The following is a 25128-nucleotide window of genomic DNA, read 5'->3' on the forward strand; positions in this document are numbered from 1 at the left end:
CGGTCAAGGAGACAAACCATGGCCGACACCCGCACCGACACCGCCCGCGCCCACGACGACAGCGACATCATCGATCAGGCGGTGGGCGACTCCGAACCGGACGCCGTTGCCGGCACCGCTGGCGGTGACCTCGCCCGCGACATCGGCTCCCGCGATGAGGGCGATCAGGTGAGCGAGCCCGACACCCACACCCGCGTCACCGGCGAGAACGCCCGCGACGGCGACGGTTTCGACGCCGGCTGAGCAGTCGCGGGTGGCGTCGTCTTCACCGCGGCGATAGGCTCGCGCGATGAACGACGACACGCCCAGCCGCAACATCGCGCTCCTGATCGACGCGGACAACGCGTCTTGGCACGCGATCGACCCGGTGCTGACGGTGCTGGCCGAGCTCGGCACCGTCAACATCCGCCGCGTCTACGGCAACTGGACCAAGCCCGCGCTGAAGGGCTGGCGCGACATGACGGTCAAGCACGGGATCGAGCCGCAGCAGCAGTTCGACCTGACCAAGGGCAAGAACGCGACCGACATGAAGATGACGATCGACGCGATGGACCTGCTGTTCCGCGGGCACGTCGAGGGGTTCGGGATCATGTCGTCCGACAGCGACTTCATGCCGCTCGCCATGCGGATCCGCCAGGACGGCCTGCCCGTCTACGCCTTCGGCAGTGCGAAGACGCCCGAAGCTTTTAAGCAGGCCTGCACCCGCTTTATCGACGTAGACAAGCTCCGGAGCGAGGCAGCCCCCGCTCCGCCCCCGGCCAACGTCGAGGTGCCGCTCGCCGAGTCGCTGCCCGCCTCGGCCAGTCGCCCCAAGTCCTCGGGCGCGGTCGACGCCGAACTGCTGAAGCTGCTCATCGACAGCTATGATTCGGTGAAGCGGGACGAGCGCGGCTTCGTCAGCTTGCAGGCAATGGGGCAGCTCGCTGCCAACCGGTCGAGCTTCGACGCCCGCAACTACGGCTACAAGCGCCTGTCCGACCTGATCGAGGCAGTGCCGAACTTCCAGACGGAGCGACGCGAAGGCGGTCGCGTCTGGGTCAAGCGGGTGCGATAGCACCGCCTGGCGTGCGGCGGGCACAACTCACGCCCAACCTCCACCGCGCTGCGACGAATCACGTGGCCTGCCCCTCGCCTCCCGGCTTGGCGAGGCGCACCGTCGCGGTGGCGCGCGGATCGGACCGCGGCCGTGTGGGAGTAAGATCGATGGGGGTCATGCAGCGGGTGGTGGTCAGCGGGCGCGTCCGCCAGGTCGGCTATCGCGACTGGATCACCCGCCAGGCCTATCGGTTGGGGATCACCGGCTGGATCCGCGCGCGATCGGACACCAGCGTCGAGATGCTGGCGGAGGGCGATGCGGCGGCGCTGGAGGCCTTTCTCGCGGCGAGCCGCCAGGGTCCGATGCTCGCACGGGTCGAGGATGTGGTCGCGCAGCCCGCCGACGATCGCGCGGTCCGCGGCTTCACCAAACGCCTGCCGCTCTAGCGTCACTCAGCAACGATTATTGTTGCAGCCGGAGCGCTTGCCGCGCGTTGTTCAGTAGCGTTCGCGTCGATCAGTGTGTGAAGACGATGGCGCCTGTGGAGTGTGCCGTGTCGTCGTTGCCCGATATTCCGACCGAACTCGATCGATCCTACTTCTACCATCGCGCCAAGACCCAGATCGAACTGGCCGAACGTGCCGAGAGCGAAGACGCCGTTGCCGCGCACCTCGCGATGGCGGAGCGCTACCTGGAGCTGTGCGACGCTGAAAGGATGATTGCCGACACGCGCGCGGGGAGGTGAAACTTACCTCTAACCGTCACCCCGGCCTTGAGCCCGGGTCCACGGTTCAGCGAACGCCGCCCCATCGGCTTCAGCCGAAGCTCAAGTTTGAGAGTGCCTCCGGATCAAGTCCGGGGTGACGAAGTACGCTTCCGTGCTCCCGCATAAGCGGGAGCCCAGAGTTACAAGCTACAGCGCGTCTGACCCTTGGCTTCCGCCTTCGCGGGAGCACATCAGCTCAGCGCGTCAGCTTCTTGTACGCAAGCGCCGTCGGACGGTCGGCGGCATCTCCAAGCCGCCGCCGCTTGTCCTCCTCGTACGCCTCGAAGTTGCCTTCGAACCACTCGACGTGGCTGTTGCCCTCGAACGCCAGGATGTGCGTCGCGAGTCGGTCGAGGAAGAAGCGGTCGTGGCTGATGACAACGGCGCAGCCGGCAAAGTTCTCGATCGCCTCTTCAAGCGCGCCGAGCGTCTCGACGTCTAGGTCATTGGTCGGCTCGTCGAGCAGCAGCACGTTGCCGCCGCGCTTCAGCATCTTAGCGATGTTGACCCGGTTGCGCTCGCCGCCCGACAGCTTGCCGACGTTCTTCTGCTGATCCTGGCCCTTGAAGTTGAAGGCCCCGACATAGGCCCGGGTCGACTGGTCGTGCCCATTGACCTTCATGTAGTCGAGCCCGTCCGAAATCTCCTGCCAGACGTTGTTCTTGTCATCCAGGTGATCGCGGCTCTGATCGACGTAGCCCAAGCGGACGGTCGAGCCCATCTCGATGGTGCCGGTATCTGGCTGCTCCTGCCCGGTGATGAGCTTGAACAGCGTCGACTTGCCGGCCCCGTTCGGCCCGATCACGCCGACGATGCCGCCCGCGGGCAGCGTGAAGGACAGGTTCTCGAACAGCAGCTTGTCGCCGTATGCCTTGCTGATGTTCTCGACCTCGATCACCTTGCCGCCCAGCCGCTCGGGCACCTGAATGACGATCTGCGCCTTGCCCGGCGTGCGGTTCTGCTGCGCCTCCACGAGTTGTTCGAACTTTGCGATACGCGCCTTCGACTTCGTCTGACGCGCCTTTGCACCCTGGCGGATCCATTCGAGCTCGTTGCGGATCGCCGCCTGGCGGCCGGACTCCTCGCGCTCCTCTTGCTCCAGCCGCTTCGACTTCTTCTCGAGGTAGGTCGAGTAGTTGCCCTCGTAAGGGAAGTACTTGCCGCGATCGATCTCCAAAATCCAGCCGACGACATTGTCGAGGAAGTAGCGATCGTGGGTGATCATCAGGACTGCGCCCGCATACTCCTTCAAGTGATTTTCCAGCCACTTGACGCTCTCCGCGTCCAGGTGGTTGGTCGGCTCGTCGAGCAGCAGGATCGACGGCTTCTGGATCAGCAGGCGGGTAAGCGCCACGCGCCGGCGCTCACCGCCGGAAAGATTGTCGACCGGCCAGTCCGACGGTGGGCAGCGCAGCGCCTCCATCGCGACCTCCAGCTGGTTGTCGAGCGTCCAGCCGTCGACCGCATCGATCTTGCCCTGGAGCTCGCCCATCTCCTCCATCAGCGCGTCGAAGTCGGTGTCGTCCTGCGGGTCGCCCATCTCGGCCGAGATCGCGTTGAAGCGATCGACCATGTCGGCGACCTCGCGGGCACCGTCCTTGACGTTCTCCAGCACCGACTTGGACGCGTCGAGCTGCGGCTCCTGCTCCAGATAGCCGACCGTGATGTTCTCGCCCGGCCACGCCTCGCCCGTGAACTCCTTGTCGACACCGGCCATGATCTTCATCAGCGTCGACTTGCCGGCGCCGTTCGGGCCGACGATGCCGATCTTCGCACCCTGGTAGAACTGCAGGTTTATGTTGTTCAGCACCGGCTTCGCGGCACCGGGGAAGGTCTTGGTCATGTCCTTCATGACAAAGGCGTATTGGGCGGCCATGGGGCTCCAAGCTCCGAGTGGTACAGGTTTGGGGAGAGTTGCCCCGCGATTTAGGGCCGGTCGTGGGCGTTGGCAACGCGGGAGCGGCGCGGTAGCGATGGGGGAGATGACCCACCGCATGCTAGCCGCCGCTGCCGCGGCCCTCGCCCTCCCCACCGCTGCCGTGGCACAAGTGCCCGCCGCCGCACCGGTCACGATCGATCCGGCGGTCGCCAAGGCGCGTGATGCCGCACTGGAGGGCGACACGCTCGCCTGGGAGATCGTTGAGGAGCTGACGACCGAAGTCGGACCACGCCTAGCGGGCACGGAGAAGGAGGCGCAGGCACGCGCTTGGGCCGTCCGCAAGCTCAAGGCGCTCGGCTTCTCCAACGTCCGCGTCGATTCGTTCGAGGTGCAGGTCTGGGTTCGCGGCGAGGAGCGCGGGGAGATCGTCACGCCCTTCGCGCAGCCGTTGGTTCTGACAGCGCTCGGCAACTCAGGGGCGACGCCGCCTGAGGGGCTGACCGCGCCCGTCGTGTTCTTCCCAACAATTGCCAATCTGCAGGCGGCGCCCGCCGGTAGCCTTCGCGGCAAGATCGCTTTCGTCAGCCACGCCATGACTCGCACGCAGGATGGGTCAAGCTACGGTGCTTATGGCACCGCGCGGCGGATCGGTCCGGCTGTCGCAGCCGAGAAGGGCGCGGTCGCCGTCCTGATCCGCTCGATCGGAACCGACTCACACCGAATGCCGCACACTGGAGGCACTAACTTCCCAACCGGCATGACCCCGATCCCCGCCGCCGCGCTTTCGATCCCTGATGCCGAGCAGCTGGAGCGGGTACTCCAGCGCGGCAAGCCGGTCAGCGTCAAGCTTCTCCTCACCCCACGTCAGACGGGCTTGCGCTCGTCTGGCAACGTCATCGCAGAAGTGCCCGGGCGTGATCCGAGCGCGGGCACAATCGTGATCGGCGGTCACCTCGACAGCTGGGACCTGGCGACTGGCGCAATCGACGACGGTGCCGGTGTCGCAATTACCACCGCCGCCGCCAAGCGGATCATGAGCATGGGCCGACCCCGCCGCACGATCCGCGTCGTTTGGTTTGGATCAGAAGAGATCGGGCTCTTCGGCGGGAATCATTACGCGCTGACCCACAAGGGCGAGCGCCATGCCACCGTGTCGGAGTCGGACTTTGGCGCTGGTCGCATCTGGCAGTTCAGGACCACCCTCCCAGCCGCTGCCAAGCCGGTGCTGGAGAGACTAACCGTCGCACTCGCGCCACTTGGCGTGCCGCTCAGCACCGCGACCGCGAACGGCGGTCCTGATGGCGGACCGCTGGCACGGACGGGCGTGGCGGCGATCGACCTGCAGCAGGACGGCACCGACTATTTCGACCTGCATCACACACCAGACGACACGTTGGACAAGATCGACAAGGGCGCGCTGCGACAGAATGTGGCGGCGTGGACGGCGATGCTGGGGGTCGTCGCGAACGCCCCGGAGACGATCGGCGCCGCCGATCCGATACGCTGACGGTGCCGTAACAAGGCCCGGCTACGCGTGCATTTGCCGATTGACGCGCTGCAACGAAGCCTTATTGCGGCAGCTTCGCGTCGGCATTGGGGCCGGTCTCGCGAACGAATTTGCTTGGGAGCAAGAGATGAAGAAGGTCCTCATGGTCGCTGCCGCCGCCGGCCTGATGTCGCTCGCCGCGTGCAACTCGCAGCAGGCTGAGCAGAACGAGTCGAACGCCGAGATGATGGCCGACAACATCGAGGCGCAGGCTGACAACCTCGAGGATCAGGCCGACGCAGCGACCAACGACGTTGCTGAAGAGGCGCTGGAGAACGCTGCCGACAACGCCGAAGCCGCGGCCGCGAACGTCGAAGAGAACGCCGACAACGAGACCGACCTGCCGAACTGAGGCAGCCGTCGCGCCGCTTGCAACGGCGGCTGATCGGGTAGGAGGGCGCTTTCCGCGAGGAAGGCGCCCTTTCTCGTTGGAAAACGTCCTGCCGCCGCGGCGCAGGACGGGACCCTGTCTGTCACGACTAATCGCACCGGCAGCTCCGGCTCAGACAGACATGGATGCCGGCTCAAGTCCGGGATGACGAAAGCACGACGCTGCATCGGACGAACACACCGACAAGCGTCACCCTGACTGAACTGGGCCCACAACTGACGTGGTGCCTGCACTTGATGCAGGCTTGCGTCAGTACTCCGCGCCGCCCCCGCCGTAGACGTCACCGACATAATCGCTGAAGCGCGTGATCTGCGGTTCGAACTTCATGGTGACCTTGCCGGTGGCGCCGTGGCGCTGCTTGGCGACGATCAGCTCGGCGAGGCCGTGGACCCGGTCCATCTGTTGCGCCCAGGCGGAATGGTCGTCGAACACGCGGGCATCGTCGCCGTCGTTCGGGATCTTAGGCTCGCGCGCGGCGAGGTAATAGTCCTCGCGGTAGACGAACCAAACCATGTCGGCGTCCTGCTCGATCGAGCCCGATTCGCGCAGGTCGGAGAGCATCGGCCGCTTGTCCTCGCGCTGCTCCACCGCGCGACTGAGCTGCGACAGGGCGATCACCGGCACGTTGATGTCCTTGGCAAGCGTCTTCAGCCCGCGGCTGATCTCGGAAATCTCCTGCACGCGCCCGTCGCCCGAGCTCTTGGCCGATCCGGTCAGCAGCTGGAGGTAGTCGACCACCACCAGGCCGATCTGGTTGTTCTGTCGCCGCTGCAGCCGCCGGACGCGGGTGTGCAGCCCCCCGATCGACAGTCCGGCAGTATCGTCGATGAACAGTGGCAGGTTCTCGAGATCAGCGGCCGCCGCGGCGAGTTGCGCGAACTCCTGCTTGCTGATCTTGCCCATGCGGAGCGCTTCCGAGCTGATCCGCGACTGTTCCGCCAGCACGCGGGTGGCGAGCTGGTCGGCAGACATTTCTAGGCTAAAGAAGGCGACCTTTGCCCCCACCGACTTCTGCGGAGGAATGCCGAGCCGAATGTCGTCCATCCAGCGCTTGGCCGCGTTGAAGGCGATGTTGGTCGCGAGCGACGTCTTGCCCATGCCGGGCCGCCCGGCGAGGATGATGAGGTCGCTGTGGTGCAGGCCGCCGACCTTCGCGTTGATCGAATCGAGCCCGGTGGTGACGCCGGACAGCCCGCCGCCCGCGTTCAGCGCCTTCTCCGCCAGCCGCACGGCCTCGGTCGTCGCCTGTGCGAAGGTCTTGACCGTGTTGGCGGCGCCGCCGTCGGCCGCGACCTGGAACAGCAGCTCCTCCGCCGCCTCGATCTGCGCGCGCGGGTTCACCTCCTCGCGCGTGTCCATCGCCTTGTCGACCAGGGTGCGCCCGACCGTCACCAGCGCCCGCAGCATCGCAAGGTCGTAGATCTGCTGCGCGAACTGCTTGGCGCCGATCAGGCCCGCGCCACTCCCGGTCAGCTGCGCAAGGTACGCCGGCCCGCCCAGCGCGCGCATCCCCTCATCCCCGTCGAACATGGGGCGCAGCGTGACCGGGGTCGCCAGCATGTCGTTCTGACGCAGCGAACGCACCGCGGAGAAGATGCGACCGTGCAGCGGCTCGAAGAAATGCTCCGGCTCCAGCCGGTCAAGCACATCGTCGGCCAGGCGATTATCGATCATCATCGCACCGAGCAGCGCGCCTTCCGCCTCGATGTTCTGTGGCAGCTGGGGTGCGTCGCTCGGCGATGCGGTCGAGTCGGCGGGTCGGATCAGGGTGGCCATCGCTCCCCTTCCCCCGGCACAGGCCGTCGCGCAACGCCCGGTGCCGGTGAAAGCTGTGGAAGCCGGGCGAGCCGTTGATTAGCAACGCCAAAATCCGCATGGGCGGAATCGTGGCCGATCCGCGCATCATCGACGTCGAGCTCGACGAGCGAACCATCCTGCGGCGCTCGGCCGACATCGAGCAGGAGCGCCGGGTTGCGGTCACGGACCTGCTAAAGGGCAACAGCTTTGCGCCCGAGCGGCCGCAAGCGGACGGCTATGCCGGCCCGTACCGCATCAAGCTGTCGGTCGAGGAAGGGCGGCTGGCGCTGGCGATCCACCGCGCCGACGATACGCACCTGGAAACCCTGGTGCTCTCGCTCGGCCGCTTCCGCCGCCCGATCCGCGACTATTTCGCGATCTGCGACAGCTACTTCCAGGCGGTGCGGCAGTCCACGCCGCAGCAGATCGAGACAGTCGACATGGCCCGCCGCGGCATCCACAACGAGGCGGCCGAGCTGCTGCGCGAGCGGCTGGCGGGCAAGGTCGCGATCGACTTCGACACGGCGCGCCGCCTGTTCACGCTGATCTGCGTCCTCCACATCAAGGGCTGACCATGCGTATCGATCCATCCGCGCTGATCGCCGCCGCACGCGCGGCCGCCCGACATGCGCACGCTCCATACTCCCGCTTCGCGGTCGGTGCGGCGGTGCTGCTCGCTGACGGCACGGTCGTGACCGGCGCCAATTTCGAGAATGCGAGCTACGGCTTGTCGCTGTGCGCGGAGACGGTGGCACTCGCGACCGTGAGTGCGCGCGGGCAATTGCGCGAGGTCGTCGCGCTGGCGGTGATCGGCGGCGGCATGGATGCGGCCGGCGTCGCGGCGGGAACGGCGGTAGTGAACCCGTGCGGCCGCTGCCGTCAGATCATCAACGAGGCCGCGCAGCTGAGCGGGCGCGACCTGCCGGTGTTCTGCGGCGCGGCGGAGGGTGACGCGATGCGGACGTATAAGCTGTCGGACCTGCTGCCCGACGCGTTCGGGCCCAAGGACCTGGGCATCGCCTGAACCTCACCCCGGCGCAGGGTGGGGTCATGTCTGCTTGAGATTGAACGAGACGGCACCTCAACCGGCCAGAGACATGGATGTCAGCCTGCGCTGGCCTGACAGCGGCCGCTTGCACCCGCCCCCACTCCGGTGCAGCAGGACGCCATGACCATCCTATCCGACCGTTGGATCCGCCAGGCCGCGCAGGAGCGCGCCATGATCGAGCCGTTCGTGGAGGCGCAGCGGCGCGAGGGCTGCATCAGCTACGGCCTGTCCTCCTACGGCTATGACGCGCGCGTCGCCGACGAGTTCAAGATCTTCACCAACGTCGATTCGGCGACCGTCGACCCGAAGGACTTCGCCGCCAACAGCTTCGTCGACCGCAAGACCGACGTCTGCATCATTCCACCCAACAGCTTCGCGCTCGCCCGCACCGTTGAGTACTTCCGCGTGCCGCGTGACGTGCTCGTCATCTGCCTCGGCAAGTCGACCTACGCGCGATGCGGCATCATCGTGAATGTGACGCCGCTCGAACCCGAGTGGGAGGGACACGTCACGCTCGAGTTCTCCAACACGACACCGCTCCCGGCCAAGATCTACGCCAACGAGGGCGCGTGCCAGTTTCTGTTCCTGCAGGGCGAGCAGCCGTGCGAGACGAGCTACGCCGACCGCGCGGGCAAGTACATGGGACAGCGAGGGGTCACCCTGCCGCGGCTTTGAGGCCACGGCTTGGCAAAAGGGTGGGCGCGACCACTGACGGGATCGTACATGAACCCGCGCAGCTCCTGCGCGCACCCGCAGGCGCCCTATCGTCGCGGCCTATCGCTCTGCCGCCGCGCGGTCTCGCGCTTTGATCACGCAGAAGCCGCCGTCGAGGTGACTGCCCGGGCACGCGCCGTTCATCACTGAACCAACACCGGCGAGGCGTACAGGCGCGACTGCCGGACCGATCCCGCGACCGTACACATAGGCGCCGCACCGCTTGGCTCCTCGATCACCGCGCGGAGATCGCGACAGACCGCTGTCATCTCGGCAGCGGGCACCTGCGTCGCACAGGCATTGAAGGCGATCAGATACTTCGCCGCTGAGTACCCCGGTAACGGATGGTGCCTGACAGCGTCACCGATGCGGACAGCCCGGCCAGCAGCATGGCCGCCGTTTTCCGTCGCGCAAGCTTTCGACACCCCAGTTGATGCGCTTGGCTCTGGTCTCCGCCTTTTTTGCGTAGGTCACCCAGCAGATCCACTCGTTGCGCGCGATCGGGCTTATGTCGCGCCAGGTTGAGAGTGCGGCGGGCTCACGCCCGAGCTGAGCGGCGAAGTCGTCGGGTAGATCATGGACGATGCCACCGGGCGGCGCCAAGGCCAACGATGATGTAGGGTCGACCATGAGCGAAGCGTAGCAGCGGAGGGCGAGAACGCCAGTGCAGGTTGGCCGGCGAGCGTTGCTCGCCGGCAGTTTGATACTAGCGGGCGGCAGTCTGCACGCCGCTCAGCCGGTCCAGGCCGCGTCGGGCGATGGCATGGGCGCTCGCCGTTCGGCCGCGGCTCAGATCCATGACGAGATCGGGTTGGGTCAACACCCGGCGGTAGAGGGTGACCGCGTCACCGGCACGACCGCTCGTCGCGTAGAGCGCCGCCAGGTTCAGGAGCACCTCCGGGCGATCGGACCGAATCCGCTGCTCGGCAAGCAGCAGCCGCTCCGCCGCGTCGTAATCGCCTGACAGCAGCGCGGTGCGCGCGCGGGCAACGGGTTCACTCTGCGCAGCGGCTGCCGGACCGGTGATCACGGCGGCGACGGCGCAGAGGACAACAGGGATGCGGAATTGCATGACACTCTCCTTTGTTACGTTTTGATGACGTAAAGGTGTCACTTTTGTTTCAGCGACGCAAGCGGCTTCTGCCCCTCGCTGGGTGTAACTGACCGCCCAAAAGGAGGCATGACGATTCGGCCGAAAGACGTGCCCAGCGGTCGTGCGTTGATCGGCGATCACGTCTGACCACGGCACCAGCGATCGCGGATAAGCTGCCGAGTACAGTACGCGTAAGCTGGCTCTGCGCGGCATGAGCGCGACTGGCTCCGCTATGTCGATATTGGCTCGGGAGCTTGCGTGGCCACGCTCGCCGGTCTCAGACTACCGAAGCAGAACCGCCGGGTGTTCACCGACACGTTGGACAAAAAAAAGGGGCGGCCGAAGCCGCCCCTTCCAAACGCCTTGCCTGATCGTTTGATCAGAAAGCCTGGCGATACTGCTCGTTGCCGACAAAGCCGAGCTTGGTCACGTTCGCCCGCTTGATCACCGCGAGAACGTTGTCGACTACTTCGTAGCGCGCCTGCGGATCGGGCTGAAAGTGCAGCTCCGGCTCCGGGTTCATCACAACCGTACGGTCGAGATACTGGCGCAGGGTCACGTCGGTCACCGGCGAGCCGTTCCAGAAGATCTGGCCCTGTTGATCGATCGAGACCTTGTTCTTGTCTGGCTCGATCGGATTCTGCGGGTTGCTGTTCGAGTTCTGCGGCAAGTCGACCTTTACCGCGTGCGTCTGGATCGGGATCGTGATGATGAACATGATGAGGAGCACGAGCATGACGTCGATCAACGGCGTCGTGTTCATGTCCATCATCGGCTCGCCGTCTTCCTTGCCGCCGCTCATTGCCATGACAGTTACTCCTTTGAGCCGTAGTTACTCCGCGCCGGCGCCGCCGGGCGGGGGCTCCGAAATGAAACCGACCTTGATGAAGCCGGCTTGCTGCATCGTGAACACCGTGCCGCCGATGCAGCGATAGGGGGTGCTGACGTCGCCGCGGATGTGGACCTCGGGAATGTCGTCCGGCGTGATGTTAGCGCCGAGCCGGTCGACCACGCCCTTTAGCTTGGCCGTGCCGCGATCGAGCAGTTCCTGCGACGTCACCGGCGACGTTCCCCAGGCGACCTGGCAGTTCTGGCCGTTACCGGTGACGGAGAGCAAAACGTTCTCCGGCTTGGTCGTCGTGACCTCGTAGCGAACTTTGGGAAGTTCGAGCGGCACCGACTGAATAACGACGGGAACCGCGATCAGGAAGATGATCAGGAGCACCAGCATGACGTCGACGAGCGGCGTCGTGTTGATGTCCGACATCGGGGTGTCGGCACTGGAGTCGCCAACGCTCATCGCCATAGCGAAATCATCCTATTCTTGCACTGGGATATCGGGTGGACATAGCACGATCGCCGCGTCCACCCGCCATCCGGATCGTCTTACGCGCGGGTCTGAACGCCACCGGTCGTGCCGGCGGTCGTCGTCGGTGCAGCCGGCTTCGGCGCAGCCGGCTTGGCGGTGGTGGCCGCCGCACCCTTGCCCGCGACGACCGGGCGAACCTTGCCCTCGGAGGCGAGGAAGCCGAGCACGTCGTTCGAGAAGGCCGACAGGTCCTCCGCGATCGCCTTGTTGCGGCGCTGCAGCCAGTTGTAGGCGAGCACCGCCGGCACCGCGACGACGAGGCCGAGCGCGGTCATGATGAGCGCCTCACCGACCGGGCCGGCGACCGCGTCGATCGATGCCTGACCGGCCGCGCCGATCTTGATCAGTGCGCGGTAGATGCCGATCACGGTGCCGAACAGCCCGATGAACGGCGCGGTCGCGCCAACCGTCGCCAGGAAGGCGAGGCCGCTTCCGAGCTGCGAGTTGATCGCCGCCTCCGAGCGGGCGAGCGAGCCGTGCAGCCAGTCGTGCGCCTCGACCGGGTCGGTCAGCAGCTTGTGCTGCTCCTGTGCGGCCAGACCGTCGTCGACGATCTGGCGATAGGCCGAGTTCTTCTCGAGCTTGGCCGCGCCCTCACGCAGGTTGTTCGACTGCCAGAAGCCGGCGCGAACGCGCTTGGTCTGGTTGATGATCTTCTGCTGCTCGAACAGCTTCACGAACATGATGAAGAGCGAGAAGAACAGGAACACCACCAGGATGATGAACACCGACCAGGCGATAACACCGCCCTGCTCGAGTGCTTCCCAGAGGCCGTACGGGTTTTCGGCGGCCGGCGCAGCGCCCGCAGCGAGAATGGTGGTCAACATGCTGGTTTATCCTCTTAACTGACTGACTGCTTGATCAAGGGGCAGATACAACGGGCTTACCGGTCGGTTGGCAACTTCCACACCACGCGCCGCGAAGCGGTCGAGGCGATCGGATTGCCGGCCTGATCGAGTGCGGGCGAGTAGCGGCCGCGTCGGGTAATCGCCGAGCACGCCGCGCGGTCGAGCGCCGCGGAACCCGACGACGACGTAACGCGGCAGTTTTCCACGCGACCGGATGTGCTGATCGTCCACGCGATCGCGGTGGTGCCTTCCTCCTCCGCGCGGATCGACGACGGCGGGTAATCGTCCGTGCTGATCCAATCGGCTGGATTGCCCTTCGCACCCGCGGCCTTGTTGATCACCGGCGCCGGGGGCGCAGGCGGTGCGGGCGGAGCCGGTGGCGCGGGCGGAGCCGGCGGCGACGGCGGATAGGGCGGTGGGATGACGTTCGTCGACTGGATCACCACCGGCGGCGGCGCAGTCTGCACGATCGGCGGCGGCGTGACCACCGGCGGCGGCGTCATCGGCTGGTCCGGTGGCGGTGGTGGCGGTGGCACCTCCTCCGGCGGAGGCGGCGGCTCCTCGACCTCAAAGGTTGTCAGTTTCTCCTGCGCCTTCTTCACATATTGATAGGCGAGGCCGGTGACGAATGCATAGCCAAGGACCGCGCACATCAGCGCGACGATGACGAGCGCCACCACCCTGCTACCACCCGTACTCCTGTCAGCGTAGGCCATTCAGCAACCCAACTCCCTCATGACTGACTGAGGCGGACACCCGATCGGAACCTTTCCGGTCACCTGCATCGCTGCCCACCTTCTGCCTTGGTGCGGTGTTCACCACGGCAGGGCGCTGTGTCTCTATCACGCCGTTCCAGTGACGCAAACGCTTTGTCGGACGCAACAAACGTGCAAACGCCTCCCACCAATTTTATTTCTGTAACACCCCGACCTTTCGCCGTATCGCCGTGGGACATGTCCAAGCCTATGTTCACCTTTATTTCCGCCGCTATGCTGGTCGCTCCTGCTGCCCCGATTGCGTCACAAACCGCGCAGATCGTGGCCGAATCGGGGCAGCCGGGATTGCCTTACGCGACTGTCGCCGACCGCATGCTCGCCGCCCCCGCCGTCGTCGATGCGACCGTGCGATCGGCAAGCCGGCTGAAGCCCGCGGAGACGCCGGGGCTCGCTGCGGGCCAGGCGCGCTTCTACGTCGTGGCCGATGTCACCGCGCTGATTCGCGGTGCCGCGGGCTTTCCCGCGCGGGTCAGCTACCTGGTCGACGTGCCGCTCGATTCCCGCGGGCGGGTGCCGCGGCTGCGCAAGCAGCGCGTGATCCTATTCGCGCGCCCTGTCGCCGCGCGCCCGGGCGAGATCCAGCTCGTGACCCCCGATGCGCAGCAGCCGTGGACGCCCGGTCTCGACACGTTGGTGCGCCGGATCGCGCAGGAGTTGGTGGCAGCGGACGCGCCGCCCGCGATCACCGGCGTCGGCAACGCCTTCCACGTGCCCGGCACGCTGCCTGGCGAAGGCGAAACCCAGGTGTTCCTGACCACACCTGACGCACGCCCGGTCTCGATCTCCGTCCTGCGGCGTCCGGGCGAGCAGCCGCGCTGGGCGGTCGCGCTCAGCGAGATCGTCGACGAGGCCGCGGCCCCGCCGCCCCGCGACACGCTGTTGTGGTATCGGCTCGCCTGTGGACTGCCGCCGGCGCTGCCGGATCGGTCGCTCGCCGCGCTCGAGCCGCGCGACGCCGAGGTCGCGCGCGAGGACTATCGCTTCGTTCTGGCGCAGCTCGGACCCTGCGGTCGCTAGGTCAGCGCGCCAGGTGAACGAAGTCGCGGCGGAAGCTCTCCAGATGCGCACCGCCGTCGACGAAGATCGTCTGACCGGTGACCGCACCCGCGGCGGCAAGCCAGGCGACCGCGTCGGCGACCTCGTCCGGAGTCGCCAGCCGCGCGAGCGGCATCATCGCAAACAGGCCTTCCATCTGCTCGGGCGCATAATCGTCGGTCGGAATGACCAACCCGGGCGCGACCGCATTGACGCGGACGTGCGGCGCAAGCGCCCGGGCGAGCGTGCGGGTCGCCTCGCCTAGTGCCTGCTTGGAGAGCGTATAGGCTTGCTGATCGATCGGGGGGTTGAGGATCCGCTGGTCGAGGATGTTGACCACCGCGGCGCCGCCCGCCCCCGCCCCCTGCGCCACCGCCAATGCCAGCGCATAGGGTGCGGCAAGGTTGACGCCGACATGGGCCATCACCTCGGCGAAAGCAGCGCCGTCAGCGTCGAGCGCAGCGAAGCGCGACGCGTTGTTGACCAGTAGCGTGATCGGCTGGCCGAAATGCGCGGTCACTCGCGCGGGCAGGTCCGTGACGGCCGACTCCTCCGCGAGGTCGGCGATGAACAGCTGGTGCGGTACGCCCACCAGCCGATCGGCGAGCCAGCGCTCGAGCACTGCCTCGTGCCCCGAATGAAGCGCGATGCCGTAGCCTGCCGTCGCCAGCCGCGCGGCGATGTGCGCCCCGAGCCGGCGGCAGCTCCCCGTGACGAGCGCGAGCGGCGGCATCGTCAGCGCCGGTGCCGGACCAGCGTCATGCCGATCGCCTCGCCGGCTTCGGCGATCGCGAGCTTGACGATGCGCACCTGGACGCGCCGGACCCGGGAATCCTGGAGGAACAGCGTCTCCGCGATGTGATCGGCAACCGCCTCGATCAGCGTGAAGTGCACGCCTGTCGGGATCCCGGCGGTCGCGGCATGGCGCAGGTCGAGGTAGCTCTTGGAGGCATCAAGCGGGGTCTCGGGATCGAACCGGTCCGGGCAGTCGAGCTCGACGTCGAGCGAGATGCGCAGCGGCTGCGGCAGGTGCGTCTCTTCCGAATACACCCCCGTCAGCACCATGGTCTCAAGGTCGTATACCTGCAGCGTCAGCGTGTCGTCCAAGAGCGTCTCGGCATTGTTGAAGGGATTGGTGCCCGGTTAGCAGATCACCGCCGGAGCGAAAGCCTTGCGCGGCGCGCGCCACCGCCTACAGCGCGTCCGCCGATGTCCACCGACGCCACCCTGCTCCCCCTCGCTCAAGCATCCGCCGAGGACGTCGAGTCGCTGCTCGATGCCGCGTTCGGTCCCGATCGTCGGGCGCGCACCGCCTATCGGCTGCGCGCCGGCACCCGGCCGATCAACGAAGCGAGCTTCGCGGCGATCGACAACCGCGGCGCGCTGATCGGTTCGATCCAGTGCTGGCCGGTCAGCTTCGCGGGCGACGACGGCGGGGTGACGGCAATGATCCTGGTCGGGCCAGTCGCGGTGCACCCGTCGGCGCAGCGCGCAGGCCTTGGCCGCCGGCTGGTGGCGGCCGCACTCGTGGCGATCGGGGCTGCGGACGTCGCCGGGGCGGATGCGCTGATGCTGATCGGCGACCCCGATTATTACGGACGCTTCTTCGGCTTCTCGGCCGAGCGAACGGGCGCCTGGCGCCTCCCCGGACCGTTCGAGCCACACCGCCTGCTCGCGCGCGGCACCGCGGTTCCGGCCGGTCCGGGCATGGTGCAGGCCCGCCTTCCCGCGCTCGCGCGGTAGCTTGTTCCGGTGGCGAAGCGGCCTAGGTTGGAGCCGGTCATGACCAGCGCTCCCCGCGACACGTCGCGCGACCGGCGGATCGAGGATCCGACCAACCTCTATCTGATCCATCCCGCCGCCCACGCGCTGCTGCCGCTGGCGCTACGCTGGCGGGTGTCGGCGAACGCCGTGTCGGCGTGCGGCCTGGTTCTCGGCGCCGCGGCGGCATGGCTGTTCTATCGATGGCGGCTGCCTGGCGCCGCTACGCTGGGCCTGGCGGCAGGAGCGGCGTGGCTGATCGCTGACGGGCTCGACGGCATGGTCGCCCGCGCGACTCGTACCGCCAGCGCGCTTGGGCGCGCCCTTGACGGCATGGTCGACCACGGCGTCTTTGCGCTGCTCTACGTGGCGCTCGCCGCCTCGCTCGGCACGGTGGAGGCGTGGCTGCTGGCGGTGGCGGCGGGCATCGCGCACGCGGTCCAATCGGCAGTGTTCGAGGGGGAGCGCGCCCGCTTCCACCGGCGGGTCGCGGGCCGCGGCTTCGTTCCCTACCCACCCAGCAGCAACCCGCTGGTCTCGCTCCATAACTGGGTATCCACCGCGCTCGACCGACGCGCTGCCGCGTTCGAAAAGCTGCTTGCCGCGTCGCGCAACCCGGCGCGGGTCGGCCAGGACTATGGCTCGCGCGCGGCGCCCGTCATACGCGCCATGGCGCTGCTGAGCGCCAACATGCGACTGCTGGCGCTCTGGCTTGCTTGCGTGCTCGGCAATCCGCGGCTGTTCTGGTGGATCGAGCTCGTGCCGATGACGCTCATCCTTATTCTTACACTTTCGTGGCACCGTCGCGTCGAAGCGATGACAGTGCGATTGCATCGCGCCTAGAAGCTACTAGGTTGCGCCACCATCATCTAAGCCGCGCCCGTTCATGAGGGCGCTTCGATCAGGATCGCGCCACTACATGACCAGCATCAACGTCGCCGTCGTCGGCATTGGCAATTGTGCCAGTTCGCTCGTGCAGGGTCTGGCGCACTATCGTCAGGGCGCAAACGACCGGATCGGCCTGATGCACTGGGAGATGGGGGGCTACACGCCCGCGGACATCAACGTGGTCGCCGCCTGGGACATCGACGCGCGCAAGGTGGGCGAGGATGTTGCCCGCGCGATCTTCGCCAAGCCGAACTGCACCGCGATCTTCTGCGCCGACGTGCCCGACACCGGGACCACCGTGGCCATGGGCCGCGTGCTCGATGGTGTCGCCGAGCACATGGCCGAGCATGACGAGCACCGGACCTTTGTCGTCGCCGACGTCGCGGAGGCGACCAAGGAGAGCGTGGTCGAGACCCTGCGGGCGGCGAAGGTCGACGTGCTGATGAACTACCTGCCGGTCGGCAGCCAGGAGGCGACCGAGTTCTACGCCGAGTGCGCGCTGGAAGCCGGCGTCGCCTTCGTCAACAACATTCCGGTCTTCATCGCGAGTGACCCGGCCTGGGCGCAGCGCTTTACCGACGCGGGCGTGCCGATCGTCGGAGACGACATCAAGGCGCAGCTCGGCGCGACCATCGTGCACCGCGTGCTGACCGACCTGTTCGCGAAGCGGGGGGTGGCGCTCGACCGAACCTATCAGCTGAACACCGGCGGCAACACCGACTTCCTCAACATGTCGAACCGCAAGCGGCTCAAGTCCAAGAAGATCTCCAAGACCGAGGCGGTCCAGTCCGTCGCCGAGCACCGGCTGGACGATGAGAACATCCACATCGGTCCCAGCGACTATGTGCCGTGGCAGAACGATAACAAGATCTGCTTCCTTCGCATGGAAGGTCGCATGTTCGGCGGCGTGCCGATGAACCTGGAACTGCGCCTATCGGTCGAGGATTCGCCCAACTCAGCCGGCGTCGCGATCGACATGATCCGTTGCGCCAAGATCGCGGTGGATCGCGGGCTCTCCGGTCCAGTTCATCCGGCGTCCGCCTATTTCTGCAAGCACCCGCCGATCCAGATGACCGACGATCAGGCACAGGCAGCGGTCGAGGACTTCATCCAGGCGGCCTGACGAAATGCCGATCACGAGCGCGATCCTGCTCGCCGCCGGCTATGGTAGCCGGCTGAGCAGCATCGCGCCGTCCAAGCCGCTCTGCCCAGTCGCGGGCGCTTCGCTCCTCGATCACGCGCTGCAACGGCTCCACCAGGCGGGCATGACCAGAGTGATCGTCGTGCTCGGCCACGAAGCCGGGCGGGTCGAGCTCCACCTCGCGGCCCGCCCGCGCCCACTCGCGATCGAGACGGTGCGGCTGTCGGACTGGAGTCTGCCAAACGGCGTGTCGGCGTTAGCCGCCGCGCCCCTGCTTGACGGGCCTGCGCTGCTTGCGATGTGCGACCACCTGGTCGATCCGGCCCTCTACGCGCGGGTCGCACAGGCGGGTGCCGGTGCCGGCCTGACGCTCGGGATCGACCGGCGGCTCGATCACGCCTGGATCGATCCCGACGACGTGACCCGGGTCGCGACACGGGACGGCGCAATCGTCGCGATCGGCAAGGGCCTTGCGGCGTATGACTGCTTCGACACCGGGGTCTTCGCGGTCGATCGGCCCTTCTTCGACGTGCTAGGCACCCTTCACGCGCCGTCGATCTCCGATGCAGTGACCGCACTGGCGGTGCAGGGCTGCGCCCATACAGTGAACTGCAGCGACATCGCCTGGATCGACGTCGACGACCCCCGCTCGCTTGCGCAAGCGGAGGCCTGGCTCGCCGCGGCCTGAGCGGCCGCGCTCCACTCACATGTTGGCGGCGGTTGGCCGCACGATGATCTCGTTCACGTCGACGCCGTCGGGCTGCCCCAGCGCGAAGCGGATCGCGCGGGCGATCGCATCGGGCGTGAGCGACTTCTGCCGCCAATCCTTCAGCGCAGAGGCAATCGCCGGATCGGTGATGTCGTTGCCGAGCTCGGTCGCGACCACGCCCGGCGAGATGATCGTCGCACGAACCTCGTCATGCTCCTGGCGCAGACCTTCCGTGATCGCCCACACCGCATATTTGGTCGCGCAGTAGACGGCGCCACTCGGCACCACCAGATGCGCGCCGATCGACGCGACGTTGACTACGTGACCACCGCCCTGCGCGACGAATCGCGGCAGAACCGCCGCGATCCCGTTCAGCACACCACGGATGTTGACGTCGATCATGCGGTTCCACTCGTCCTGCTTCAGCGCGGCAAGCGGTGACAGCGGCATGATCCCAGCGTTGTTGACCAGCGCGTCGATGCGACCGAACCGCGCCTCCGCAGCAGCGGCGAACGCCGTGAAGCTCGCTGCATCCGTCACGTCGAGCGCCTGCCACGCGACCTCGCCGCCGAGTTCGGTCGCCAGTGCCTCCAGCCGATCGGTCCGGCGCGCGCCAATGAACAGCCGTGCGCCGGCCTTGGCGAGCTCGCGTACCGTCGCCTCCCCGATCCCGCTCGACGCACCGCTGATCAGCACCGTCTTGTTGAGAGAGTCCGTCATTCGATTGCTCCTGTGTTCAAGCCTCGCTGGGCTGCGTCGTAGATGGGCGCTGACGCCGCCGGAGCGTAAGAGCGATTGCCCGAATATCTTGCACGATCCTCCACAGCTGGATGACTGGCGCTTGCCTGCTGCTCGTCCGCCGAGGCACAGCAGCGTCCATGTTCAGCATCGACCACCTCGCCGCGCTCGTCGCCAAGCATGTACCGCGAACGGGGATGAAAGCGACTGCGATCGCCCACGTGTCGCTGTTCCGCGCGGATGAGCCGACCACGCCGGTCCCGGCGGTCTATGAGGCGTCGGTTTGCCTGATCGCCCAGGGATCGAAGCATGTCTCGCTCGGGGATCGTACGCTTACCTATGATCCGGCGCACTACCTGCTGGTGTCCGTCGATCTCCCGCTTGTCGGGCATGTCACCGTCGCGAGCGCGGACGCGCCCTATCTCTGCTGCAAGATCGACATCGACCAGGCGGTGCTGGCCGATCTGATTCTCGCTGAGAGATCGCGCGCGCCGAGTATCGACCTGCCGCCGCTGGCCGCCTGCCAGCGCGACGACGATCTGACCGACGCCGCCTGCCGCCTGCTGCGGCTGCTCGACCGGCCGGAGAGCATCGCCGCGCTCGCGCCGCTGATCGAGCGAGAGATCCTCTACCGCCTGCTGACCGGGCCGCACGGCGCTTCGCTCCGCGCCATGGCGGTGGCCGACAGCCGCCTCAATCAGGTGAGCCGCGCCGTGGCGACGATCCGCGAGCGGTACGACCGGCGGCTCCGGATCGACGACATCGCGGCGGCCGCCGGAATGAGCGCTTCATCGCTCCACGAGCACTTCAAGGCCGTGACCCGCCTGACGCCGCTCGAGTACCAGAAGCAGCTCCGCCTGCACGAAGCGCGGCGGCTGATGCTCGCGGAGGGGGCGAGTGCCGGCCATGCCGGCTACAGTGTCGGCTACGACAGCGCATCGCAGTTCACCCGCGAGTACGCGCGCCTATTCGGCGCCCCACCCCGCCGCGACATCGCGCGACTGCAGGAGAGCGGCGGCATAACGACGCCGCTGTGATGATTACCGTTGGGAAAGTGGCGCGCCCGGAACGATTCGAACGTCCGACCCTCAGATTCGTAGCGCGATAAGGCGCCTTCCAGCGACGTCCCAGAACGTCTCTTTCTGGTGCGAATACAACAACTTGAACGTTCCGTGCGTTCCCTGTATGTTCTAGGGTATCAGCACCCATTTGTTACCTAAGGTAACGGCATGGTGGCCGGAACGAACCAGGATCATAGCTATGCCCAGCAAAGCTGTAGGTCTCACGGATGCCAAGATCCGCGGCCTTTCCCCGCCCTCTACCGGCCAAGTGGAACTGCTCGATCAACTCGTTGGCGGACTTCGTGTCCGGGTCGGCGCGTCCGGAGGCAAAACCTTCATCCTGCGCAAGCGCGTTGGAGGCTCTGTTCGGAACGTTACCTTAGGCCGCTTCTCGGATGCGTTCACGCTGGCCGACGCCCGCAAGAAGGCTCGATCGTTGCTGATCGATCTTGAATCCGGAAAGGGTTTGCCCCAGCCGACCAGTAGCGCCGGTGGCGCTGTCGGACGCCTCACCTTCTCCGTACTCTGGGGGCAATACCTCGAGCGTGCTGTACGGGGTAAAAAGAAGAGCGCCTCTGAGATTGAACGCATCGGAAAGAAGTTCATCCTCCCACGTTTTGGCGATCGGCTTGCCGACACGATCACCCGCTCGGAGGTGACCGCGCTGGTCGAAGACGTCACCTACCGAGACGCGAACAACCCGACGCCAAGAGCGGGGTTGGGAGTGCACCAACAGCTGAGCTCATTCTTCACCTGGGCCATGCCGAAGCTGGAAAAGCTACCAGCCAACCCCTGTCGCGATGCGGGTCGCCCTGCCCTGCCAAAGGCTCGGGACCGCTTCCTCTCAGATGCAGAAATCCGGGTTTTCTGGCAGGCGTGCGACGCTATGGGATGGCCGTTCGGACCTGGCTTCAAGCTGCTCCTCTTAACCGGTCAACGTCGCGGAGAGGTGTTCGACGCAGCTCGTTCCGAGTTTGACGGCGACACCTGGGTCATCCCAGCCGCTCGAGCAAAGAACGGCAAAGCTCACATCGTGCCGCTTACCAAAGCCGCCAAGGCATTGATCGAAGACCTTCCGGTGATGGATGGCTCGAGCAAGCTCTTTCCCGTCGCAGGTAATCCCGACGCTTCGGTCAACGGCTTCAGCAAAGGGCATCCGCGCCTCCTCCGGGAGATGGCCAAGATCATGAAGGTAGACGCGGTGAATCACTTCATCCTGCATGATCTGCGACGCACGGTCGCAACAGGCATGCAGCGCCTAGGAGTACCGATGCCCGTTACCGAAGCCGTGCTAAACCATATCAGCGGCTCTCGATCAGGTATCGCCGGCGTCTACCAACGCTACGATTACCAGCGGGAGAAACGAGAGGCGCTGGAGGGCTGGACTGGCGAGCTCGAGCGGATTGTGGGCGGGTTAACGCCGACTTAACCTCGCGACTCTGTACTTGAAGCTGCTGACCGCCAGTCCTCAACCAACCGAAATCGATAGCATTGATTATGTAAAATCTGGTCGTGGTTTACGCTGTTAATTGGCCTCGCTTGGCTTCGAGCTGGGTCGAGTGAGCCAGCGCGGCGAGAGCTTCATCACTTCGCAAGCATCGGAAATAGTCAATTCTTTTAGGCAGTTCAGTTGTGAGACCTACGGCGCAATCGCGATGCTGGACAGGTCCATCGCAGTATTGATCGGCACCCCGGCTTCCTTTCGCTCTGAATAGCGATCGACCAGTTGCACAGTATGCGCGCGCAGCAGCACCGTGAACCGCACCAGCTCCTCCATCACATCGACGATCCGGTCATAGTAGCTCGATGGCTTCATCCGTCCGTCGTCATCGAACTCATTGAACGCCTTGGCGACGCTCGACTGGTTCGGGATCGTCACCATCCGCATCCAGCGACCCAGCACGCGCAGCGTGTTGACGCTGTTGAACGACTGCGATCCGGCCGACACCTGCATGACCGCGAGCGTCCGCCCCTGCGTCGGGCGCATCCCGCCCATCGACAGCGGCAGATGGTCGATCTGCAATTTCATGATGCCGGTGATCTGCCCGTGACGTTCCGGGCTGCACCACACCTGACCCTCCGACCATAGAGACAGCTCGCGCAGCTCATGGACGGCCGGATGGTCGTCGCCGGCATGTTGGTCGGGCAGCGGCAGGGCCGATGGATCGAAGATGCGCGTCTCGCAGCCGAAGAACCGGAGCAGGCGCGCCGCTTCCTCGACACACAGCCGGGAGAAGGACCGTTCGCGCAGCGAACCATAGAGCAGAAGGATACGCGGCGCGGAATCGAGCGGGCCAAGCCCCAGCGCCGGCCGCTGGATGGCATAGGCGGGATCGAGTGCCGGCAGGGTATCGGGATCGGCAAGCGTGCGGAGCGGCATCAGAGAGCTTTCACGAGATAGGCGGCCGACGCCGGGCATAGCGCGGTAAACTCGCGCGATGCGGCGACGGCCGGGGGAGCAGCGCCGCGATCTGCGTCGGCATAGCCAAGCGCCCGGAAGAATGGCGCGGCCGTCGTCGTCAGCAGATGGAGGCGACGCACCCCGAAGTCGCGCGCCTGTCGTTCGAGGGTGGCGACCAACGCCCGCCCCAGGCCATGCCCGCGGCGATCGGCAAGGATGACGATCGAGCGGAGCAGGCGGTCAGCCCCTTCCCCCTCCAGGCCGCCATAGCCGACGAGGCTATCGGCCTCGAACCGGAAGAACAGGCGGCCAGGGTCGGCGAGGTCGGCGCTCGGTAGGCTCGCAGCGTTGAGGAACCATGCCAACCCGGCCAGCTCGGCGGGTTCGAGTGTCGTGATGGTCAGTCCCATCACGCGAGGCTGATCCGGATCGCGAGCGCCGCGAGCGTGATGAGCAACACCGGCACGGTGAGCGTGACGCCAACACGGAAGTAATAGCCCCATCCGATCCGCACGCCCTTCTGTCCAAGGACGTGGAGCCACAGCAGCGTCGCGAGCGAACCGATCGGCGTCAGCTTGGGGCCGAGATCGCAGCCGATCACGTTGGCGTAGATCATCGCTTCCCTGATCGCGCCCGTGGCGTGGGTGGCGTCGATCGAGAGCGCGCCTACCAGCACGGTCGGCATGTTGTTCATCACCGACGACAGGACGGCCGCGATCACGCCCGTACCCAGCGCCGCGCCCCACACGCCCCCTTGCGCCGTGCGATCGAGCAGCGCCGCCAGATGATCGGTCAGGCCGGCGTTCCGCAGGCCGTAGACGACGAGATACATGCCGAGCGAGAAGATCACGACCTGCCAGGGTGCGCCGCGCAGCACCTTGGCCGTTGAGATCACCTGGCCCCGCCCCGCGATCACCAGCAGCAGGATCGCGCCGGCAGCGGCCACGGCGCTGACCGGCACGCCGAGCGGTTCGAGCAGGAAGAAGCCGGCGAGCAGCAGCGCGAGAACGATCCATCCGGCGCGGAAGGTCGCGGCATCGCGGATCGCGTCGCGCGGCGCGCGCAGCGCTCCCACGTCATAGTCGGTCGGTATGTCGCGCCGGAAGAACAGCAGCAGCGCGCCCAGCGTCGCGGCGATCGACACGAGGTCGACCGGTACCATCACGGCCGCGTATTCGCCGAACCCGATCTTGAAGAAATCGGCCGACACGATGTTGACGAGGTTCGACACGACCAGCGGCAGGCTGGCGGTGTCGGCGATGAACCCGGCGGCCATGACGAACGCCAGCGTCGCCTTGTCCTTGAAGCCGAGCGCCCGCAGCATGGCGATGACGATCGGCGTCAGGATCAGCGCCGCGCCGTCGTTGGCGAACAGCGCGGATACCGCCGCGCCGAGCAGCACGATCAGGACGAACAGCCGACGACCATGCCCCCGGCCCCAGCGGGCGACGTGGAGCGCGGCCCATTCGAAGAACCCGGCTTCATCGAGCAGCAGGCTGATGACGATGATCGCGACGAACGCAGCGGTCGCATTCCAGACGATGCCCCACACCACCGGCACGTCGGACAGCGTGACCACCCCCGCGAGCAGCGCCACGACGGCCCCGCCCATCGCGCTCCACCCGATGCCGAGTCCCTTGGGTTGCCAGATGACGAGCGCGATCGTCGCGACGAAGATCAGGACGGCAAGGAGCATCAGGCGACGCGCTGGCCCGAAGCATCGACCACCTTCTCCCCGTCTTCCTTCGCGAACGCGCCGAGCTGATCGCTTGGCAGCAGATCAAGCACGGCATCGGACGGCCGACAGAGCTTCACGCCGAGCGGCGAGACAACCAGCGGCCGGTTGATGAGGATCGGATGCGCCATCATCGCATCCACCAGCGCGTCGTCGGACAGCGACGTGTCGCCCAGGCCCAAATCGGCATAGGGCGTCCCCTTCTCGCGCAGCAGCTCACGCGGCCTCATGCCGGCGCGGTCGATCAACTCGACTAGCAGCGCGCGTGCGGGTGGGGTTTTCAGATATTCGACCACATGCGGCTCGATGCCGGCATTGCGGATCATCGCCAGCGTGTTGCGCGACGTGCCGCACTCGGGGTTGTGATAGATGACGATATCGACGGCCACGGGATGT

General features: G+C 66.4%; 31 protein-coding genes. 16 read left to right on the forward strand and 15 right to left on the reverse strand.

All coding sequences use genetic code 11. The annotated features are described in order from the left end of the window. Positions 1-18: 18 nt before the first annotated feature. From CRO12_RS14895 to CRO12_RS14910, 4 genes are all read left to right on the forward strand, one after another. Positions 19-243, forward strand: coding sequence for a hypothetical protein (locus CRO12_RS14895; protein ID WP_097064831.1), 225 nt, complete (start codon positions 19-21; stop codon positions 241-243). A gap of 46 nt (positions 244-289) precedes the next feature. Next, positions 290-1054 carry an NYN domain-containing protein gene (locus CRO12_RS14900; RefSeq protein WP_097064832.1) on the forward strand — a complete coding sequence of 255 codons (765 nt, stop codon included), beginning with the start codon at positions 290-292 and terminating at the stop codon, positions 1052-1054. A 149-nt stretch (positions 1055-1203) separates the two neighbouring features. Further along, the gene (locus CRO12_RS14905; RefSeq protein ID WP_218838906.1) at positions 1204-1482 is read left to right on the forward strand and encodes an acylphosphatase; all 279 of its coding nucleotides are present in this window, start codon (positions 1204-1206) and stop codon (positions 1480-1482) included. Positions 1483-1559: 77 nt separating this feature from the next. Beyond that, entirely contained in the window at positions 1560-1781 is a 222-nt protein-coding gene (locus CRO12_RS14910; RefSeq protein ID WP_425443029.1) for a hypothetical protein, read from the forward strand. Positions 1782-1998: 217 nt separating this feature from the next. Here the strand turns inward: CRO12_RS14910 and ettA are convergent, their stop codons facing one another. Then, positions 1999-3678: an energy-dependent translational throttle protein EttA gene (gene ettA, locus CRO12_RS14915; protein ID WP_097064834.1), complete on the reverse strand. Its 1680-nt coding sequence runs from the start codon at positions 3676-3678 to the stop codon at positions 1999-2001. A 106-nt stretch (positions 3679-3784) separates the two neighbouring features. On the opposite strand from ettA, the gene CRO12_RS14920 reads away from it, so the two are divergent. Together CRO12_RS14920 and CRO12_RS14925 are read left to right on the forward strand one after the other, a co-directional pair. Next, positions 3785-5188 (forward strand): M28 family peptidase, encoded by a 1404-nt coding sequence (locus CRO12_RS14920; protein WP_097065110.1) that lies wholly within the window; start codon positions 3785-3787, stop codon positions 5186-5188. A 40-nt stretch (positions 5189-5228) separates the two neighbouring features. Further along, a complete protein-coding gene (locus CRO12_RS14925; protein WP_245858543.1) occupies positions 5229-5579 on the forward strand; it encodes a hypothetical protein in 351 nt (116 codons plus the stop codon). 288 nt (positions 5580-5867) lie between these two features. On the opposite strand, the gene CRO12_RS14930 is transcribed toward CRO12_RS14925, so the two are convergent. After that, the gene (locus CRO12_RS14930) at positions 5868-7394 is read right to left on the reverse strand and encodes a replicative DNA helicase (RefSeq protein WP_097064836.1); all 1527 of its coding nucleotides are present in this window, start codon (positions 7392-7394) and stop codon (positions 5868-5870) included. A gap of 110 nt (positions 7395-7504) precedes the next feature. Here CRO12_RS14930 and CRO12_RS14935 point away from each other — a divergent pair, with 110 nt between their 5' ends. The 3 genes from CRO12_RS14935 to dcd all read left to right on the forward strand — a co-directional run bounded on the left by CRO12_RS14935 (position 7505) and on the right by dcd (position 9138). Further along, positions 7505-7987, forward strand: coding sequence for a UPF0262 family protein (locus CRO12_RS14935; protein ID WP_097065111.1), 483 nt, complete (start codon positions 7505-7507; stop codon positions 7985-7987). Positions 7988-7989: 2 nt separating this feature from the next. Beyond that, positions 7990-8439 carry a cytidine deaminase gene (locus CRO12_RS14940; protein WP_097064837.1) on the forward strand — a complete coding sequence of 150 codons (450 nt, stop codon included), beginning with the start codon at positions 7990-7992 and terminating at the stop codon, positions 8437-8439. 144 nt (positions 8440-8583) lie between these two features. Beyond that, entirely contained in the window at positions 8584-9138 is a 555-nt protein-coding gene (dcd, locus tag CRO12_RS14945) for a dCTP deaminase (protein WP_097064838.1), read from the forward strand. Between the two features lie 399 nt (positions 9139-9537). Here the strand turns inward: dcd and CRO12_RS14955 are convergent, their stop codons facing one another. The 6 genes from CRO12_RS14955 to CRO12_RS14980 all read right to left on the reverse strand — a co-directional run bounded on the left by CRO12_RS14955 (position 9538) and on the right by CRO12_RS14980 (position 13203). Beyond that, positions 9538-9807: a YdeI/OmpD-associated family protein gene (locus CRO12_RS14955; RefSeq protein WP_097064839.1), complete on the reverse strand. Its 270-nt coding sequence runs from the start codon at positions 9805-9807 to the stop codon at positions 9538-9540. A gap of 76 nt (positions 9808-9883) precedes the next feature. After that, complete coding sequence (locus CRO12_RS14960) at positions 9884-10249, reverse strand: hypothetical protein (RefSeq protein ID WP_097064840.1); 366 nt, start codon at positions 10247-10249, stop codon at positions 9884-9886. A 400-nt stretch (positions 10250-10649) separates the two neighbouring features. Beyond that, positions 10650-11078 (reverse strand): ExbD/TolR family protein, encoded by a 429-nt coding sequence (locus CRO12_RS14965; protein WP_097064841.1) that lies wholly within the window; start codon positions 11076-11078, stop codon positions 10650-10652. A 24-nt stretch (positions 11079-11102) separates the two neighbouring features. After that, on the reverse strand, positions 11103-11576 hold the full coding sequence (locus tag CRO12_RS14970; protein WP_097064842.1) for an ExbD/TolR family protein: 474 nt from the start codon (positions 11574-11576) through the stop codon (positions 11103-11105). Positions 11577-11656: 80 nt separating this feature from the next. Next, positions 11657-12466, reverse strand: a complete 810-nt coding sequence (locus CRO12_RS14975; protein ID WP_097064843.1) for a MotA/TolQ/ExbB proton channel family protein — start codon at positions 12464-12466, stop codon at positions 11657-11659. Positions 12467-12522: 56 nt separating this feature from the next. Then, positions 12523-13203 carry an energy transducer TonB gene (locus CRO12_RS14980; RefSeq protein WP_097064844.1) on the reverse strand — a complete coding sequence of 227 codons (681 nt, stop codon included), beginning with the start codon at positions 13201-13203 and terminating at the stop codon, positions 12523-12525. A gap of 237 nt (positions 13204-13440) precedes the next feature. On the opposite strand from CRO12_RS14980, the gene CRO12_RS14985 reads away from it, so the two are divergent. Continuing rightward, entirely contained in the window at positions 13441-14280 is an 840-nt protein-coding gene (locus tag CRO12_RS14985) for a hypothetical protein (RefSeq protein WP_245858544.1), read from the forward strand. 1 nt (position 14281) lies between these two features. Here CRO12_RS14985 and CRO12_RS14990 read toward each other — a convergent pair whose 3' ends face one another. Together CRO12_RS14990 and CRO12_RS14995 are read right to left on the reverse strand one after the other, a co-directional pair. Continuing rightward, on the reverse strand, positions 14282-15031 hold the full coding sequence (locus CRO12_RS14990) for an SDR family oxidoreductase (protein ID WP_097064845.1): 750 nt from the start codon (positions 15029-15031) through the stop codon (positions 14282-14284). Between the two features lie 2 nt (positions 15032-15033). Further along, on the reverse strand, positions 15034-15405 hold the full coding sequence (locus CRO12_RS14995; RefSeq protein ID WP_097064846.1) for a dihydroneopterin aldolase: 372 nt from the start codon (positions 15403-15405) through the stop codon (positions 15034-15036). 102 nt (positions 15406-15507) lie between these two features. Between CRO12_RS14995 and CRO12_RS15000 the strand changes: the two genes are divergently transcribed. From CRO12_RS15000 to CRO12_RS15015, 4 genes are all read left to right on the forward strand, one after another. Beyond that, entirely contained in the window at positions 15508-16041 is a 534-nt protein-coding gene (locus tag CRO12_RS15000; RefSeq protein WP_097064847.1) for a GNAT family N-acetyltransferase, read from the forward strand. Positions 16042-16080: 39 nt separating this feature from the next. Then, positions 16081-16902 carry a CDP-alcohol phosphatidyltransferase family protein gene (locus tag CRO12_RS15005; RefSeq protein WP_097064848.1) on the forward strand — a complete coding sequence of 274 codons (822 nt, stop codon included), beginning with the start codon at positions 16081-16083 and terminating at the stop codon, positions 16900-16902. A gap of 76 nt (positions 16903-16978) precedes the next feature. Then, positions 16979-18070 carry an inositol-3-phosphate synthase gene (locus tag CRO12_RS15010; protein WP_097064849.1) on the forward strand — a complete coding sequence of 364 codons (1092 nt, stop codon included), beginning with the start codon at positions 16979-16981 and terminating at the stop codon, positions 18068-18070. A gap of 4 nt (positions 18071-18074) precedes the next feature. Beyond that, a complete protein-coding gene (locus CRO12_RS15015) occupies positions 18075-18776 on the forward strand; it encodes a phosphocholine cytidylyltransferase family protein (protein WP_097064850.1) in 702 nt (233 codons plus the stop codon). 15 nt (positions 18777-18791) lie between these two features. Here CRO12_RS15015 and CRO12_RS15020 read toward each other — a convergent pair whose 3' ends face one another. Continuing rightward, positions 18792-19517, reverse strand: a complete 726-nt coding sequence (locus CRO12_RS15020) for an SDR family oxidoreductase (protein WP_097064851.1) — start codon at positions 19515-19517, stop codon at positions 18792-18794. Between the two features lie 158 nt (positions 19518-19675). On the opposite strand from CRO12_RS15020, the gene CRO12_RS15025 reads away from it, so the two are divergent. Together CRO12_RS15025 and CRO12_RS15030 are read left to right on the forward strand one after the other, a co-directional pair. Further along, on the forward strand, positions 19676-20572 hold the full coding sequence (locus CRO12_RS15025; protein ID WP_097064852.1) for an AraC family transcriptional regulator: 897 nt from the start codon (positions 19676-19678) through the stop codon (positions 20570-20572). A 223-nt stretch (positions 20573-20795) separates the two neighbouring features. Next, positions 20796-22025: a tyrosine-type recombinase/integrase gene (locus tag CRO12_RS15030; RefSeq protein WP_097064853.1), complete on the forward strand. Its 1230-nt coding sequence runs from the start codon at positions 20796-20798 to the stop codon at positions 22023-22025. 210 nt (positions 22026-22235) lie between these two features. On the opposite strand, the gene arsH is transcribed toward CRO12_RS15030, so the two are convergent. Genes arsH through arsC form a run of 4 tightly spaced genes read right to left on the reverse strand, consistent with a single transcriptional unit; the run spans position 22236 to position 25121 of the window. Beyond that, positions 22236-22976, reverse strand: coding sequence for an arsenical resistance protein ArsH (gene arsH, locus CRO12_RS15035; protein WP_018251259.1), 741 nt, complete (start codon positions 22974-22976; stop codon positions 22236-22238). Further along, the gene (gene arsN2, locus CRO12_RS15040) at positions 22976-23407 is read right to left on the reverse strand and encodes an arsenic resistance N-acetyltransferase ArsN2 (RefSeq protein WP_018251258.1); all 432 of its coding nucleotides are present in this window, start codon (positions 23405-23407) and stop codon (positions 22976-22978) included. The genes arsH and arsN2 overlap by 1 nt, the downstream gene beginning before the upstream one ends. Further along, complete coding sequence (locus CRO12_RS15045) at positions 23407-24693, reverse strand: arsenic transporter (RefSeq protein WP_043061442.1); 1287 nt, start codon at positions 24691-24693, stop codon at positions 23407-23409. The genes arsN2 and CRO12_RS15045 overlap by 1 nt, the downstream gene beginning before the upstream one ends. Further along, positions 24693-25121 (reverse strand): arsenate reductase (glutaredoxin), encoded by a 429-nt coding sequence (arsC, locus tag CRO12_RS15050; RefSeq protein ID WP_018251256.1) that lies wholly within the window; start codon positions 25119-25121, stop codon positions 24693-24695. The genes CRO12_RS15045 and arsC overlap by 1 nt, the downstream gene beginning before the upstream one ends. Between the last annotated feature and the right edge of the window lie 7 nt (positions 25122-25128).

The organism is Sphingomonas guangdongensis, from assembly GCF_900199185.1.
Classification (GTDB): Bacteria; Pseudomonadota; Alphaproteobacteria; order Sphingomonadales; family Sphingomonadaceae; genus Sphingomonas; species Sphingomonas guangdongensis.